Source organism: Paenibacillus oryzisoli (genome assembly GCF_001653565.1).
In the GTDB taxonomy this organism is placed as follows: domain Bacteria; phylum Bacillota; class Bacilli; order Paenibacillales; family NBRC-103111; genus Paenibacillus_E; species Paenibacillus_E oryzisoli.
In genome coordinates, this window is sequence record NZ_LYPB01000049.1 from 185431 (window position 1) to 201960 (window position 16530).

Consider the following 16530-nt stretch of genomic DNA (forward strand, 5'->3'; position numbering starts at 1 on the left):
ACGCCATTGTTGCGCGAACCTGCAATTATACGTCATTGACCCACCTTCGAGTTTGGGCATACAATGAAGAGGAATCCCCCTATGAGAGGAACCTGTATCATGCGAAATAAAGTTGCTTGGGGGCTTACAACCCTCCTCGGATTGGCGAGCTGTATCGCGCTTCCCTTGCTTGTCATGAAGACTGGCGGCGATTCGCGCGAATCCCATTCGCTTGATGCCGTTGTCAGGCTGGATCCTCCTCCGGTTGTCACTCCTTCTTCACAACCTAAGCAGCCTGATATCGTCACCTATTGGCTCAACCAAGAGAAGAAATCGGAACAAACCGGACATGCTGAGACCGCAACAGCCTATCGGAAGCGGATCGATGCCTACCATGCTGGTCTTCCTTCGGCACTTCCACTTATGTCTAGTTGGCCCACTAACCAAGCCACTTCAACAGATATGGAACTCTATCTCCGCGTTCCGACACCGGATCAACCACTTAAACCAACAGAATCTCCCCTCACGCTTGCCAAACATGAGCCTGCATCAGGGGTCTATATCGGCATGCTGGGAGCAGATCGGCGAGTTGGCTATGATGTAACGAAGATTGAAGATGTCTACGGCCGCAAGCACGCACTGTATTTGTCATACGTGGGATGGCGCAAGGTGCAGACCGACACCAATACCTACTTTCCCGCGCGAACAGCGGAAAGGGTGAAGGAACTAGACGGCGCACTTCAGATCGGCTGGGAACCGCGGTTCGGCTTAGACGACGTGCAAGATGATGAATATGTTCGCCGTTTCGCCCGGGAGGCGAAAGCTTCCGGCATCCCCATTTTCCTCCGCTATGCTTCAGAGATGAACGGAGCTTGGGTGCCGTGGCACGGCGAGCCGCAGAAATATATCGAGAAATTCCGCCTGATTCATGACATTATGGCGGAAGAAGCACCGAATGTCGCCATGGTATGGTCGCCAAACTTCTGGCCGCCAGATACGATCGATAGTTACTATCCAGGCGATGCCTATGTAGATTGGGTGGGTTTCTCCTTATATAGCACCCCTTACTCAGCAGAAAAAGAGCAGCTCCAAGGTACCGTGATCGATACCTTCGCTCCTCTCTATAAACGATATAGCCATAAACCTATCATGATTTCTGAGGGTGCTGTTGCTCATACGTATTTGCCAACTAACCAAGCTTACTGGAGCTGGGCAGAGAGTCAGCTGGGTTACATGTATGGCCATCTCCCGCGCTTGTTTCCACAAGTAAAAGCAATCACTTACTTTAATTTCAGTCGGGCTCAGGCGATTCGAACGAACGGAAGCTATGTCTATGACATCGGGGAAAATCCATTTATGGACGGGTATTATCAACGGCTGATTGCATCCGATTGGTTTCTGAGTAAAGTAGAGCCAGGGGTAAATCCCATTCCATACCGCTATACACCAGTCTTGACAAGTTCTCTTCCTACTGGTCGACAGACCGCTCTTGTCTATCCTAAACTTGTCAATAAAGAGGGTAAGCCGCCCTTTGCAATTGCTATTTACCAAGGGGATCAACTCCTTGGTGCCAGTTATGAAGCTCCATGGGAAATCGAAATTGGCGTTCGGCCAGAATCTGCATCAGCACCTTGGTATGTCGTCGCTTACAATGATCAAATGGAAGTGACTGCTGTCAAATCAGGCATTGGACCTATCGCTCGCACAACTGCTGTTACACCTTAATTGCCGAAATGATGGGATGGAATAATACGAATGTCCTTATCCAAATTCTTTAGCATCATGAAATTACGATTAAAAGTAAAAATGCGTTTCACCTGATAGTACGACATGGTTACAGCCGTAAGGGCTTCGCTGAGTGAGAAGCGGAGCTCGGGCCTATCCATTAACAATCTGCGCGATTCCCCCTCAAATTCCGGGCCGCTTGAGATGACGGCCAATCTCCCTCTACTTACTGCTTTCTCAATCGCCTTCAGGAAATATTCCGCCTGCTCATAACTATATTCATTCCGCAGCCATTCATGGAGATCGAATACAATGGAGTTCGTCGTCATGTAATTACGTTCAAGATCATGTAAATCCAGAAACATGGATCTTGCTTTGATATATCGAGGGTCTTTAGGGTTCATAAGAGCAGCTAGAGCTGTTTCATCCAGAAAAATGGCATCCTGAATATTCAAGTGATTATCCATCGATCAGACCTCCTTAATCTTCTTGTTTGCAAATACCGTCCAAGTATAGCAGCGGGTTTGCTTCCTTTTGATCCACAGAGATGGGGGTTAGTTCGTAAGTAGCGCTTGCCAAATATTGCGCAATGAGTCCATTAACGATCGCTTCTACAGTGGTTTGCTGTAGATCGGCAGTTTCTTTCAGCTTATCCACATAACGTGGGTCGAGCTCTATCATGTCTTCATCTTGTTCCGCATTTCTTGGAGAAATGAACTCGGATGCGGTAGACTTCGCTTTTTCGAATTGATTATGAATGAAGCGTTTGTAATTGTTCGCCATCGTGATTCACTCCTTATGCTATAACTCCTATACAGATTCGTCGAATTTCGTCGATTTCAGGGGGTAATTAGGCTAAAAAGGCAACCGTACCCTAAGGTCAGCTGCCTTCTCAAGTTCTATTTAGTCAAGACGTATGCCAAAATACGTGAATAAAGCTTCTTTGTACGCCTCGTCTGTCTGTGGTGTAAAGGTTTGCACGTCTGTAGCGCTGAATACGCGGAACTCCTTGTCAGCAAGGGTATGCCTTCCTTCTGACGTGCGTATCGCAACAATAGCGGATTTATTGAAAACCGAATCCGGGGACTTTTCACACCAGAAACTCGCAAATAGATAGTCTTTGGGGAGCTGAGGCTCCTCTGTGAAAGAGTAGATGCGTTGCCACCCCTTCGTTTTCTGCTCACAAAGCACCCAGCCGTCATAGGGATCTCGCTCTAAACGGTACATCTCCTCACCTTGCTTCTGGGCAACACCTTCGACGAATGGAAGCGGTCTGCGGGGTACGATTCCGCCCACGCCAACATCGCACAGGTAGTTGACGCCTTCAGCCTCTACCTTCAAGACATGATGGCGCCTTTTGGGAGGCAGATTGGGCTCATCACGCCAAAAACGGGCAACCAAGTCCGTCACCTTGTAGCCGAGTTCACGAAGCAGCCATCCGAATAAGGCATTGGTTTCAAAACAATATCCACCACGATGGCGTATGACAATCTTCTCGAATAGATCCTGAGGATTAAGCGATAACGCTTTTCCTTCGAGAATATCAAGATTCTCATAGGGAACCGTGTGCAGGTGCCGTTCCTGCAGATGGGCTAATGTCTTCGCACTGCCATCGAGCGAACCATGAAAACCGATGCGTTCGAGATACTTCTCAATTGGATTGTTTGAATGCATCAAGGGAAGACACCATCCTTAAAGTTGTTATACGTTCATTATCAAAGAGATCACCGTTATCCTTGCATGTGAATTCGGCTGGAAATCTCTTGAGCATCCAGCTCGCGCATCGAGAGCTTACCACCGATCGATCTAAAGCTGCCAATAACGTCCTCATAGCCGCGCTCGATGTGCTCGACCCCTGTTATACACGTGCTGCCCTCCGCCGTGAAACCGGCCATCAGCATGCAAATTCCGGCACGCACATCCGTCGCGTGCACCCAGCCCCCTCGCAAGGGGAGCCCACCGCGAATAAATGCTGATTCTTGGCGTATCTCTATTTCCGCACCAAGCCGCCTTAGCTGCGGAACATGAGCGAACCTTTTCGGATAGACACGATCGGTAACAATACTCTTGCCCTGAGCCTGCAACAAGAGCGCGGTCATGGGTTGCTGTAGATCAGTAGCAAAGCTTGGATACATGCCTGCACGAATGCGCGTTGCTTTCAGTAAGCCAGAACCATAAGCTGTAATACTATTTTCACCGCATTCCACATGCAGTCCGACTTCCTCCAGTTTCGCTAGACAGGAACCCAGATGCTCCGGAATAACATCTTTAACCGTAATTTGTCCCCCATTGAGCCCAGCTGCCATTAAGAAAGCCCCAGCAATGAGTCGGTCTGGAATGACCGTGTGGAAGCCCCCGTTCAAGTAAGGAACTCCTTCAATACGAATGCGATCCGTACCTGCCCCATAAATACGTGCACCGAGCTGATTCAGGAATCTTGCCGTATCGCATACCTCCGGATCCACAGCCGCATTGTGCAGCTGAGTCCGCCCTTTGGCCAACACAGCCATCATCATCGCATTCATCGTCGCTCCAGAGGTAATTGTGTCGAAATAAATGTCCGCTCCCCTCAACTCTGCCGCTTCAACCTCATAATAATCCTTGAAGATGCGGACTTGAGCGCCAAGCGCTTGGAACACCTTGATATGCTGATCCATCGGTCTTGAAACGAAATCGTCCCCACCAGGCAATCCAATCGTGACTCTGCCGAATTTGGACAGCAGCGCGCCAACGAAATAATAAGACGCTCTGTAGCTCGATGCTTTGCCAGGATCAATGACGGAGCTGTGAATCCAGCGTGGATCTATAATGACCTGTCCGCCTGCCTGTGTGAGCTTGAGGCCGATATCTCGGCCAATATCCGCGATAAGACGGACATCATCTATGTGTGGAATTCCTTCTAATGTTACGATATTATCCGCCAGACAGGCAGCTGCGAGTAAGGCAAGAGAACTATTCTTTGCTCCAGGTATGTGTACTGTTCCGTTCAGTGGGCCTGAGTACTCCGTTTGTATATACTTCATGAAGGGTCCCCAACTTTCGTTATGACGATTTCAAATCGGATTCGAGCATATAACCCCCGCCGCGAATGGCACTAATGAGAAAGGTGTCTTTTCCGTACTTTTTGCGTACCCGATACACCAAGGCGTTCAGTTCGTCGAGTGACACATCCAAGAAACCTGCTGCCCCCGGTGATCTTTCTGGCCATACCTTGGATTTAATTTCCTCCAGCGGAACGAGTCTGTTGATATGCTCATGCAGCACACGAATCAATAGATATTCTTTCTCGGACATCGCGATCCGCTTGCCATCCACCACACACTCTCTTTTCTCCCAACTTATTTCCAGTGGAAGTTTAGGAATTTCTAGCTGTCTGGTGATGCTGAGCGGTTCGATTTCAAGCGTTTGATCGGCAAACATATAAGAGAAATGGATGACGGTCATCCCTTTGGCAAGCCTAATAATATCAAAATTGTTCAACGGATACGGGGTATGCGGCGTTAACTGTACGCCGTTAATTTCAGTCCCATGGCGACTTCCCAAATCATAGAGCACCGCTTTGTCTTGCTCTTTGCGGATGATGATATGCTTTCGGGAAATAAAAGCGTTCGTAAACGCCAAATCCGGCGTTAACTCCTGGGATATCCGGCCGATGTTCGTTTCATCCTCATTCAAATTCACGCAAGTGCCCGCTCGATAGGGCTCACCGCGCACAACATATAAGCATGCAAAGTTATCCAGTAGTGTCCCCTCCGTTTTTGCGCATGCAGCTTACCTCACTTCTTGGGAAATAACCCCATTAATTATCGTACCTCAAACTGACGCTGAATAAAACCCCTGCACACTGACGGATCACTCATATTTCAGTCATAATTTACCCTGCCTATTAACCCTCTGCTTCGTATAAATTCGCATCCAGTGACTGAATAAATGGTGTCCATTCCCCTGTCGTATAGAGTAGAAGCCGGTGCATCGCACGCGTACATGCGGTATAAAATAACTTACGTTCACTCTCACGATCGTACACGTGTGCAGATGCATCATAAATCAATACGGCATCGAACTCGACACCTTTGGCGAGATATGCGGGTATGATCATGGTTCCTTTTTCAAAGGTCAACGTTTCCTTCGTAATAAGCCGCATCGCCTCTGAACCCGCTGACATCAAAGCTTCATAGGCTTCGCGACTCTCCGCTGCAGTCTTCGTAATAACGCCAATCGACGCGAAACCCTCTGCCTTTAATTCAGCGAGATGCGCTAGCATTCGCTCAACTCTCTCTGCAGGGTTGCTCACCTTAATGAGACGCGGCTTCTCTTCACTCCGTTCAAAAGGCACAATTTCTACGCCAGGCAGTAACGCCTTCGTAAACGCAACAATCTCGCTGGTGGAGCGATAGCTTCGTACAAGTCGAATCAGATTCGTTTCCTCTTGGCCGTATAGCCGAATCAACGGCGAATTCAGCTCGGACAGATTGGTCGCCTGTGGGAAAATCGCTTGGCTAAAATCTCCGAGAACTGTCATATTGGCACGGGGAAATAGCTGCTTAAGGAAGTAGAATTGGAAAGGGGAATAATCCTGGCCTTCATCGACAAATACGTGTCGCACATTCGTGTTCCTCCGCGTCCCCTCTACGAATTCTTTCAAGCATAAGAACGGCGCTGCATCCTCATAAAACAGCTCACCTCGACTCAGCTTCTCCTTCGTTTGCCTGCAAATTTCCGTCCATTGTTCGGGTATCACGGTCTCATTCGTCATTCCTCGATACGCAGCCTCATCGCTGAATAACTGATCGTACAATCCGATGATATCGATAAACTTAAATCGCTTAACGTCATTTCGCAATGGCTTATAGTGTCCACTCACGATCATCTTCCGAAGAAGTCCTTCTATTTCCTGCATAGCAAAATCAATATCCTGCTCTTCGTCTTCCCCCTTGCCAAGAAACTGTCCATAATCATCCAGCAGCTGCTCGTTCATATGAAGGACTACTTCCTCTTCCTGCTTATATTTCTTGAGCAACTCTCTGTAAGCTTCGGCGTATTGCTCGTTGTCGAGGTAATCGAGCTCATCTTGCACCCAATGCGCTCTTTGTTCTTTGCGCTCGAGCAAAGTCAGCTGTTGCAGGATCCATTCCTGTAAAAGAAGAACTCGATTAGCCAGACGAATCGTAGGGTCATAGCTGTAGAATTGCAGTTGAATCCGCTCCGCGGTAATCAACTCACGTTCCTGGAATCGGATGCTTCGGAACAGCATGCCTTCTTTCCCCAACCATATCGCGTACTGCTGCAAGGCATGGAGGAAAGCTTCAGATGCTTTATACTGAACGCCACTTCGTCGTGCTTCATACGCTTGCGAAGAAAGGGATGTCAGCATATATTCGATCTGCTCGAATGGACTTTCCAGCTCTAACGTGGATCCCAGCCAATACACCAAATATTCTTGGATGGTCGTTTGCTGCATATTTTCCTCACCGAGCTCAGGAAGAACCGTTGAGACATAACTATTGAACATCGGATTCGGGGAAAAAAGCACGATTTGGTCCGCTTTAAGCTTATCGCGGTGCTTATATAATAGATAGGCAGCCCGCTGCAATGCTGCTGACGTCTTGCCACTGCCTGCCGCTCCCTGCACAATAAGCATGCGAGTCTTATCGTTGCGAATGATGGCATTTTGTTCCTTCTGAATCGTCGCTACAATGCTCTTCATTTGTGAATCTGCTCCTTGCGCAAGCACTTCTTGGAGCAACTCATCCCCGATCGTTACACTCGTATCGAACACACGCTTGAGCTTGCCGTCGCCGATGTGATATTGCCGCTTCAGCGTCATCTCCCCTGCAACTCGACCTCCTGGCGTGTCATAGGCCGAAGCTCCTGGGGAGTAGTCGTAGTACATACTTGCAATAGGTGTTCGCCAGTCATACACCAGGAAGCTTAAGCCGTCTACGTCTACGAAAGACGAAACGCCGATATAAATAGGTTCGCTGAAGCTGAACCCCTCTTCTTGAAAATCTATTCGACCGAAATACGGCGAGGGCAACAACCGCTTCATGCTCTTCAATCGCTGCATCCGCTGCCCGTGACTCCGTTCCCGCTCCGATAACAATGTTTCTTGCTGTCTTATGCTATAGAAGGCTTCCTCGAAATCTTCATGCGTGCTCGTGTTGATCGACACTTCTTCCCAAAAACGTTTGCGGAAGTCTGTCACCTGATCGCGTAACCCCACGACTTCGGGTTCAATTTCTGAGATTGCAGAACGCAATTTATCCGTAACGAGGTCTAATCGTTGTTGTTCTTGCTGCCATTCGTTTCCCTTTATCATCTTCACGAACACGCTCCTTTAAGATCTTGTGTGAAAAAAATAAAAAATATTTGACAACCTGCCTTTATTCATGCTAAAATTTAATTAAAGATAAGATGTAATAGTTATGCGTTAAATTAATAAAAGGCCAATGGTCTTTGTATCTTAACATAAAACACTCTCGTGTGTAAATATAGGATTGAGCAAGAAGAACCGGCATTTCTGCCGATTCTTCTTTTTTCATTTTAACCTGGAGTCCACCTCGGGACCTCCGATATTGTTGTTCAATTATCGTTTCCCGTTAGGTTCCGTTTTGATTTCATTTTGACTTAAAAATTTCATCAAATCATTCCTCAGCTGCACAATCTCCTTGTTGGCATTATTCGCATAATCCGGCAACATCATATCCCTAACCATTTTAGTTCGCAGCCATGTCATAAAGAAAAGATTCAAAAATAAGTTTGGACATTTAACCACTATCTTAAGCATTGGCGGATCAATTGAAACGCCAGCTTGTTGTATTTCCCTCAGATAAGCTTTTAGAGTGACTGTTATTTGGCTTGCCATCTTTCTGGTTCTGGCTGTTTTGTTGTCAGTTATCTGATTCTCAGAATACAAAGCGCTCAACAATGCAATGTCTGATACGGAATGTGTGATTAGATACGCTAGCATATCCTTTTTAATAACGTAGGGAAGCTTTGCTGTTTTAAATACTTTCGCGAGGTTTTCAGTGCGTTCAGTCACTTCACCGTTTATTTCTCCAAATGCAGTTGCCGCTATCATCTTTGGTAGAAATCGAGGATGCAATACGCCATCTTTAATCTGTCCGCCGAAGCCGGGAAAAGCCGGCAAAAGTCTATCCCCTACGATATTCAGCCACGAAGAAAATCCAATTGAATTATTAGTCATCGTAACTATATGTTTGCTTTGATTATTTTTTAGCGCTAACAACGCTGATTCGGACCGATCATAACGGACGGTAACGAAAATAAAATCGTATATATCGTCACTTTCGAGCGTATCAATGACATTCACTTGGATTGATCTAACTCTACCTTTTTTTGTATATTGCAGGCCATTTTCTCTTAATGATTTAAATCTATTAAAATGTGCAAATAGGCTAACGTCAAACCCTGCTTCAATAAGCTTAATTGCGTACATGCTCCCAATGACACCTGCACCAAAAATTAAAATTCTAACTTGTTTTGCTGACATTAAAACCACTCCTACGTATTAACATTTCATTTTATTCATCAGACAACATGTTGGATGATGTGATTATAAATTTTTACTATTCCTTGATCAACCATCAGTTTTTTAGTATTTGTCGGATGATATTCTATTTCGTTAGTAGGAGGGCACCATGAAAAAGCAGCCCCAAATAACGGAGCAAACAAATCAAAAGTTTGTAGAAGTTTTTTGTGAGTCATATAGCCAAAAGCCGATTGAGAAAATTTCGGTTCAGGAAATTGCGAATAAAGAGTTATCGATGCATACGGTTCAAGATGCGCTTCATTGTCTGGACAAAAGAGAACATCTCTTGGTTCTCAATGCCCTTTTGGGTGACTAAAAGGCAGAATAAAGAGCTGAAATAGCAGTACATTTTCCAGTTAATTGGTTCGTGCAGCTTCACCAAGTTATCTTTAGCCATGCTATGTAATCCTAATCATCGCATATCATACGAAAGCACCCCAAAGGGTGCTTTTTTCACGCCTATAACTTAATTGAAATGAGCTTCAACTCCGTCAACTCCTCCACCGCATAGCGGATGCCTTCCCGTCCGAAGCCACTTTCCTTCACACCCCCATAGGGCATGTTATCCACGCGGAACGTGGGGAAATCATTAATCATGACACCGCCTACTTCCAACTGCTGGGCAGCGTGCAGCGCGGCACGGATGTCATTCGTATAGATCCCTGCTTGTAGACCATAGCGGGATTGATTCACATCGTTGATGGCTTGATCAAGCGAGGTGAACGAGGAAACCGTAACAAGGGGTCCGAACACTTCTTCACAAGAAACAGGCTCGTTAGCAGCAACATTCGTCAGAATGGTCGGAGGATATATGCGAGAATTTAGCTCTTTGCCGCCCGTGATCACAAGGGCTCCTTTGGACACTGCACTATCCACCCAATCCTGCATCCGACGCACATCCCTCTCACTAATCAGCGCAGACACATCCGTCGTCTCTTCTAGCGGATCACCCATCACCAATTTCTCCACTTGTGCTTTGAATCGAAGCATAAAATCATCATGATGTGACACATGGACGAGTATCCGCTGAATAGAAATACAGACTTGACCACTATATGAAAAGGCACCGAGTACACAGCGACTGATTAACTCATCTGTCAACTCATAGGCTTGATCTATAATTAAAGCTGAATTCGATCCTAACTCTAAGGTAACTCGCTTTAAACCTGCTTTGTTTTTCAACGCAATCCCGACTGCAGGGCTGCCAGTGAAAGTAACTGCCTTCACACGCGAATCACTCACGAGCTTCTCGCCCACCACCGAACCAGGCCCAGGAATGACATTCAGTGCCCCATTAGGAAGTCCGGCTTCTTGAAAAATTTCTGCAAGCATCAAGGCGGAAAGTGGTGTTTGCCCTGCAGGTTTGAGCACAATTGTGTTCCCTGCGGCAATCGCAGGACCGACTTTATGTGCAACCAAATTAAAAGGGAAGTTAAAAGGCGTGATAGCCGCGATCACACCTAGCGGTTTGCGCTGCGTAAAGGCAATGCGGCCCTCTCCGCCAGGCGCTGCATCTAGAGGAACCGTTTCGCCATGGATTCGACTTGCTTCCATCGCAGCGAATTTATACGTTTGGATCGTCCGGACGAGTTCGCCTCGCGCGGTCTTGAGCGGTTTAGCCGCTTCCAAAGCAACTAGTCGAGAAAGCTCCTCTTTGCGTTGTTCCAACAATCCAGCCACTTTATATAAAATAGTCGTACGCTCGTGCGCGGGCATGTGAGCCATGATCGGTGCGGCTGCTTGCGCAGCTCCAATCGCTTCATCCGTTTCCGCTACATTCGCATACCCTACGTCTGCAAGCCACTCCCCTGAATACGGTGAGTAAAGTGCTTCGTAACGAGCAGCTTCTTTCCATTGTCCGTTAATAAACAAATGCCTCTTCATCTGTATTCCCTACTTTCTCTCTTCGGCATATCGCTCAATTATAACATGTTGGATGATATCAAGGCCTTCCGCGAGCTCTTCATCGGAGATGACGAGTGGGGTCAGGAAACGAATCACATTGCTATGCACCCCAGCGCTTAATAGGATAACGCCGGCTTCATAGCAGCCTTTTTGAATCGCTGCTGCATTCGCTTTATCCGGTTCTTTCGTATCAGGATGAACGAATTCAATCGCACACATCGCCCCTAAACCTCTAACCTCGGCAATGTGTGGAACCGTCTTCTGCAAGTCCGTAAAGAAACTGCGGATTGTTTCACCGATAACCCGTGATCGTTCAACGAGATTCTCGCGTTCTATCTTCTCGATAACCGCTAGTGCTGCCACACAACCAAGTGGACTGCCGCCATACGTCCCGCCGATTTCACCTGGTGCAGGCGCATCCATAATCTCCGAACGCCCAATTACCGCCGAAATCGGCAGTCCTGCTCCAATGGATTTCGACATCGTCATCAAATCGGGCTCAATCTCAAAATGAGTCGAAGCAAACATTTCTCCCGTCCGCCCGAAACCAGTTTGTATTTCATCAGCAATGAATAAAATATGGTTTTTTTTACAAATTTTATATACACCTTGAACAAAATCCTTCGGAGGCACGATAAAGCCACCTTCACCTTGGATCGGCTCCATAATGACTGCCGCTAACTCTTCTGGTGCTACGTCTGTAAGAAGGAAATCCTCAAATTGCTGAACACAATAGCGCGCATACTCTATCTCTGACATGCCTTGCGGACGATTCATCGGATACGGAAACTGCGCTTTGTAGGTGGCTGGAGCAAACGGCCCCATCTGGAACTTATAGGGTCTGACTTTGCTTGTAAGCGACATGCCTAAGAGCGTCCGACCATGGAATCCTCGCGAAAAGGAGACAATGCCTGATTTCCCTGTAAATTTCCTGGCAATTTTCACAGCATTTTCAACGGCTTCTGCACCGCTATTCAAGAAGATCGTTTTCTTCGGGAAGCTGCCTGGCGTGATGTGCGCCAATTTCTCTGCTAGCTTCAGATACGGTTCATACATAGCAACATGGAAACAAGGATGAATATATTTTTCAAGTTGATCTTGAACAGCTTTGATAACTTCAGGCGGGCAATGCCCCACATTCAACGTCCCGATGGCACCCGCAAAATCAAGGAACACATTACCATCCACGTCATAAATCAAAGCGCCTTCAGCTTTTTCAACAAAAATAGGCGTATTGTTAGCAACACCCCTGGGTACGAACGCTTGTCTTTTATCCATGAGTTCCTGCGTGCGGCCACCCTGTAATTTGGAGGGTACTGATGCAAATTTACGCGCGATGTGCATGTTCCTATTCCCCTTTACTAGTTAGATAAATCCCATTATGATCTCCTTTATACCCACTACTTTCTCCTTTATTTTATGACTGTACTTATTGAAATACGATTATGTAGAAGATAATAAAATAGGAAATAGAACAAAAAGGGCCCCCACCATATTCATGGCTTCGGGACCCTCCTTATTCAAATCAGCACAATCCACGCCGAAATTTCTATTTCTTTTTGGTAAACCATTCATTCATCGCATCGATAGCAGCCTTGCCACCCTTAGCGTTGAACTCCTGCACAAACTTATCAAACTCGCCTAGATCTCTTTTGCCCATAATAAATTTCAAAGCGTTCTCTTCTGTGTAGTTACGCAACTCTGTAAACTTCGTATCGTAAGCCTCAATTGAAGGTGCGTATGCAGTTTCTTCACGATTTTGTTTGAATTTCAGCAACGGCTCGTAATACGGAAGGAATCCTTTGACCTTCAAACGCGCATTGAAACTCGGGTCACTGTCACCGAAGAAGTACAATGTCCGCCATGGAATGTTGTTGCTCTGTTCTGGCGTCTGCACGATTTGCCCGTTATCCACCTTGTAATCCTGACCTTCAATTCCGTATGTCAAAAATTTGTCCGTATCCCCATTCAGAATGTAATTGATGAAAGCGGCAGCGCCTTCCTTATTCTTAGCTTGCTTTGGAATAACGATATAGTTTCCTGGGATACCTTCCTCTTGGAAGCCTGAGGCGCCATTCTTACCGCTAACTGGAGCGATATACTGCAAGGTTCCTCCGGTCTTCTTATCTTTGATTGAGGTATCAATCGTCAGCGCATCGCCCCAATACACCGTACCGAAAGCGGCAGTACCGTTGATCATCTTATCCTTAATATCTTTATTGATAGCGAATTCTTGGTCGATTAGGCCTTCGGAATACCATTTCTTCATAGTCGTGAGGTATTCTTTATATTCCGGTTGCAGCCATGCGAATTCTAACTTACCATTTTTATTCACCGTGGAGGTACCTACTCCGAATGCTGATGCGTAAGGCAGGAAAGAAGACATAAACGCACCAGGATTGCCAGCAGCCCCAGTGAGAGGCGCTAAGTTCTTTTTCTCTTTGATCGTCTTGAGCGTCGTGTACATCTCATCGATCGTAGTCGGTTCTTTCAAGTTGAGCTCCTTCAGAATGTCAGAGCGCTCCAGAAGGCCGTTGCCAACTTTTTGGGCAACACGTACGGGAATGCCGTACATTTTACCATCCAACTTGGAGGCGTCGAGAATTTCTTTAGGCAGAAATGAAGATAGATTAGGAATATTAGTTGAAACCAACTCGTCAAGTGGCTCAAATGCCCCTTGCTGCGCTAACTTAAAGTAGTCAGATTTGCCTGGAATCCACATAATATCGGGGACATCACCTGAGGCTAGAATGATCGAAATCTTCTGGTTGGGGTTGTCCTTGGGCAGTGACTCAAATTTCACATTGTACCCGGATTTCTCCTTCAGCACGTTGACTAGCTTATTATCATTAATCGTATCGTTGCCCTTGTATTGTTCCATGGCAGGATGATACATGCGCATCACTTTCAGTTCCTTGTTTTTAACCCCACCACTTGAACTTGTCGTTGCAGGGCTAGTGCTTGCAGGAGCTGCGTTATTACCACTACAACCTGCCACAAGTCCAACCAGCAGGACAGATGACATGCCCACAAGCGTTGCTTTTTTGATTATCATTGAATATAACCTCCCCTAAATTGTTTATAAGAAATAACGGGTGTGCTCGCAGGTTGGCCATTACCCTTTGACTGCACCCAACATAACCCCTTTGACGAAATATCGTTGAATGAACGGATACACGAACAGAATAGGAACTACCGCGCACAGAATGGCCGCCGCCCGGATCGTTTCCGGGGTAACTTCGCGAAATACATCATTCACAACCAGATCAGCTGATTTCTCATCGGTAACGAGTTGTAAGAGAAACATTTGTAGCGGCATTAACTGCCGGTCGGTGATGTACATCATCGCTTGGAAGAATGCATTCCAGTAACCAACTGCATAGAACATGCCAACGGTAGCCAGTGCAGGTACGGATAATGGCAGGTAAATGGAAGTCAGAATGCGCAAGTTCGACGCCCCGTCCATTCGGGCAGATTCCTCAAGCGAGTCCGGTACGCCCATGAAGAAGTTGCGGATCAGAATCATATTAAACGGAGCCAGCGCAGTTGGCAAAATGAGCGACCATAACGAGTTGAGCAGTCCAACTTGTTTTACAACGAGATATGTCGGAATGAGTCCACCATTGAAGAACATGGTGATCACGAATAGCAACATCATAAAGCGCGTGTACGGTAAGCCTTTGCGGGAAAGCGGATACGCTGCGAGCACCGTCAATGCCATGCTGATGATCGTCCCGACGATTGCAATGAAAACCGAGTTACCGAACGAATAGTAAAATTGTTTATTTGAAAGCACGTATTCGAATGAAATTGTAGTTATTCCCTTGGGCCATAATAAAATGTCTTTGGCTAGCACATGTGCTTCGCTGCTGAACGCTTTGGCTGCCACATGGATGAACGGCAGAATCATCGACAGCGATATGAGCGAAAGAATGAACACGTTAATGTAGCTGAATACGGTTTCTCCTCTAGTACGAATCACACTAGCACCACCTCTCTAAGTTAGTAAATTCCTTCCTCACCCATTCGGCGGGCAAGCGTATTTGCAATAACTAACAGCACACAACCAATGACTGATTTAAACAGCCCCGCTGCGGTAGTCAATCCGAACTGCATGGTCCCTAATCCCACTCGGAATACGTACGTATCAATAATATCACCGACATCGTAGACGGTTGGGTTGTACATGACGAGCACTTGCTCGAAACCAGCATCGAGTAAATGACCAATTCGGAGCAGTAGCAGAATAATAATGGTTGAGCGAATACTCGGCAATGAGATGTGCCAGATTTGTCGAAGCCTTCCCGCTCCATCTACGGTTGCTGCTTGGAACAATTCTTCATTGATGCTAAGCAATGCCGCCAGGTAAATGATGGCTCCCCATCCGGCTTCCTTCCAAACATCGGTGTACACGAGAATCCAGCGAAACCATGACTCACTCGTTAAGAAGAAGATGGGCTCTCCGCCAAATGCTTGAATCAATTTGTTCACGATTCCGCTGCTCGGTGACAGCAAGTCGACTGCGATTCCGCCGATCACGACCCACGAGATGAAATGCGGCAAGTACGTAAACGTCTGAACCCAACGCTTGAAAATAGCAAGGCGAAGCTCATTTAGCAGAAGCGCGAGCAAGATTGGTGCCGGGAATCCGATGACCAGCTTCATCAAGCTGATTACGAGTGTGTTGATCACTACTCTCGGAAACTCATCGAACATAAACAACTCTCGGAAATACTGTAAACCAACCCATTTACTTGCTAATACCCCTTGCATAATGTTGTAGTCTTTAAAGGCAATGACGACTCCGTACATCGGTCCGTATTTGAACACTAGCAGGAACACCAGCGCGGGTAGAACCATTAAATAAAGATCCCAATACTTAAGCAGCGGATGGCGATTGGCTCGCTTGCTTGTCAGCACATGAGTTGTTGCGGCAGGGACTGAGGCTTTCATATCTTGGATCTCTCCTCTCCTAGTTGCTGGTTTTGAACTTCTGTGCCCTCATTATATCCCTTGCCGATTTGAAAGCGTATACCAATCCTTTTACTATCATTGCAACTATTTTTACTTCCTGAGTTAGAGCAAATCGAAGCCACACGTAGGGTTAACTGGAAAACCTCACCTACCTAGATCAAATCCACACCAACCTTGTATTTAACTGGAAAACCTCCAGTTATTTCATGGATTTATGTTGGAATTTCAAGTTTAACTGGAAAATATACAGCTAATTTAAGAGTTTCTGCTGTTTCTGAGACAATCGCTTGAAATTAGATGTAGTTTTTACAGTTACTACTATAAAATAGAAAATCCCCACCGAATTAGATGTATATTTTCCAGTTATTTCATAACCCAGCACATCATTACTCCGA

At 46.4% G+C, this 16530-nt stretch carries 14 protein-coding genes; 2 read left to right on the forward strand and 12 right to left on the reverse strand.

What is annotated here, in order from left to right:
* Positions 1-99 precede the first annotated feature (99 nt).
* Positions 100-1704: a glycoside hydrolase family 26 protein gene (locus A8708_RS06905; protein WP_239696574.1), complete on the forward strand. Its 1605-nt coding sequence runs from the start codon at positions 100-102 to the stop codon at positions 1702-1704.
* Here the strand turns inward: A8708_RS06905 and A8708_RS06910 are convergent.
* The 7 genes from A8708_RS06910 to A8708_RS06940 all read right to left on the reverse strand — a co-directional run bounded on the left by A8708_RS06910 (position 1701) and on the right by A8708_RS06940 (position 9217).
* A complete protein-coding gene (locus tag A8708_RS06910) occupies positions 1701-2171 on the reverse strand; it encodes a hypothetical protein (RefSeq protein WP_068662763.1) in 471 nt (156 codons plus the stop codon). The two genes, A8708_RS06905 and A8708_RS06910, sit on opposite strands and share 4 nt — an antisense overlap.
* 13 nt (positions 2172-2184) lie before the next feature.
* Positions 2185-2487, reverse strand: coding sequence for a hypothetical protein (locus tag A8708_RS06915; RefSeq protein ID WP_068662764.1), 303 nt, complete (start codon positions 2485-2487; stop codon positions 2185-2187).
* 120 nt (positions 2488-2607) lie between these two features.
* The gene (locus A8708_RS06920; RefSeq protein ID WP_068662765.1) at positions 2608-3378 is read right to left on the reverse strand and encodes an arylamine N-acetyltransferase family protein; all 771 of its coding nucleotides are present in this window, start codon (positions 3376-3378) and stop codon (positions 2608-2610) included.
* A gap of 56 nt (positions 3379-3434) precedes the next feature.
* Positions 3435-4727: a UDP-N-acetylglucosamine 1-carboxyvinyltransferase gene (gene murA / locus A8708_RS06925; protein ID WP_068662766.1), complete on the reverse strand. Its 1293-nt coding sequence runs from the start codon at positions 4725-4727 to the stop codon at positions 3435-3437.
* 19 nt (positions 4728-4746) lie between these two features.
* Entirely contained in the window at positions 4747-5418 is a 672-nt protein-coding gene (locus A8708_RS06930; RefSeq protein ID WP_239696575.1) for an FHA domain-containing protein, read from the reverse strand.
* 172 nt (positions 5419-5590) lie between these two features.
* Entirely contained in the window at positions 5591-8023 is a 2433-nt protein-coding gene (gene helD, locus A8708_RS06935) for an RNA polymerase recycling motor HelD (protein WP_068662768.1), read from the reverse strand.
* 267 nt (positions 8024-8290) lie between these two features.
* Positions 8291-9217 (reverse strand): ketopantoate reductase family protein, encoded by a 927-nt coding sequence (locus A8708_RS06940; RefSeq protein WP_068662769.1) that lies wholly within the window; start codon positions 9215-9217, stop codon positions 8291-8293.
* A 148-nt stretch (positions 9218-9365) separates the two neighbouring features.
* Between A8708_RS06940 and A8708_RS06945 the strand changes: the two genes are divergently transcribed.
* Entirely contained in the window at positions 9366-9572 is a 207-nt protein-coding gene (locus A8708_RS06945; protein WP_068662770.1) for a hypothetical protein, read from the forward strand.
* 143 nt (positions 9573-9715) lie between these two features.
* Here the strand turns inward: A8708_RS06945 and A8708_RS06950 are convergent, their stop codons facing one another.
* The 5 genes from A8708_RS06950 to A8708_RS06970 form a co-directional block, all read right to left on the reverse strand.
* The gene (locus A8708_RS06950; RefSeq protein WP_068662771.1) at positions 9716-11140 is read right to left on the reverse strand and encodes an aldehyde dehydrogenase family protein; all 1425 of its coding nucleotides are present in this window, start codon (positions 11138-11140) and stop codon (positions 9716-9718) included.
* A gap of 9 nt (positions 11141-11149) precedes the next feature.
* A complete protein-coding gene (gene gabT / locus A8708_RS06955) occupies positions 11150-12505 on the reverse strand; it encodes a 4-aminobutyrate--2-oxoglutarate transaminase (RefSeq protein WP_068662772.1) in 1356 nt (451 codons plus the stop codon).
* Between the two features lie 205 nt (positions 12506-12710).
* Positions 12711-14216 (reverse strand): extracellular solute-binding protein, encoded by a 1506-nt coding sequence (locus A8708_RS06960; RefSeq protein WP_068662773.1) that lies wholly within the window; start codon positions 14214-14216, stop codon positions 12711-12713.
* Between the two features lie 60 nt (positions 14217-14276).
* Positions 14277-15143 (reverse strand): carbohydrate ABC transporter permease, encoded by an 867-nt coding sequence (locus A8708_RS06965; RefSeq protein WP_157264579.1) that lies wholly within the window; start codon positions 15141-15143, stop codon positions 14277-14279.
* 20 nt (positions 15144-15163) lie between these two features.
* The gene (locus A8708_RS06970) at positions 15164-16114 is read right to left on the reverse strand and encodes an ABC transporter permease (protein WP_068662774.1); all 951 of its coding nucleotides are present in this window, start codon (positions 16112-16114) and stop codon (positions 15164-15166) included.
* Positions 16115-16530: the final 416 nt, after the last annotated feature.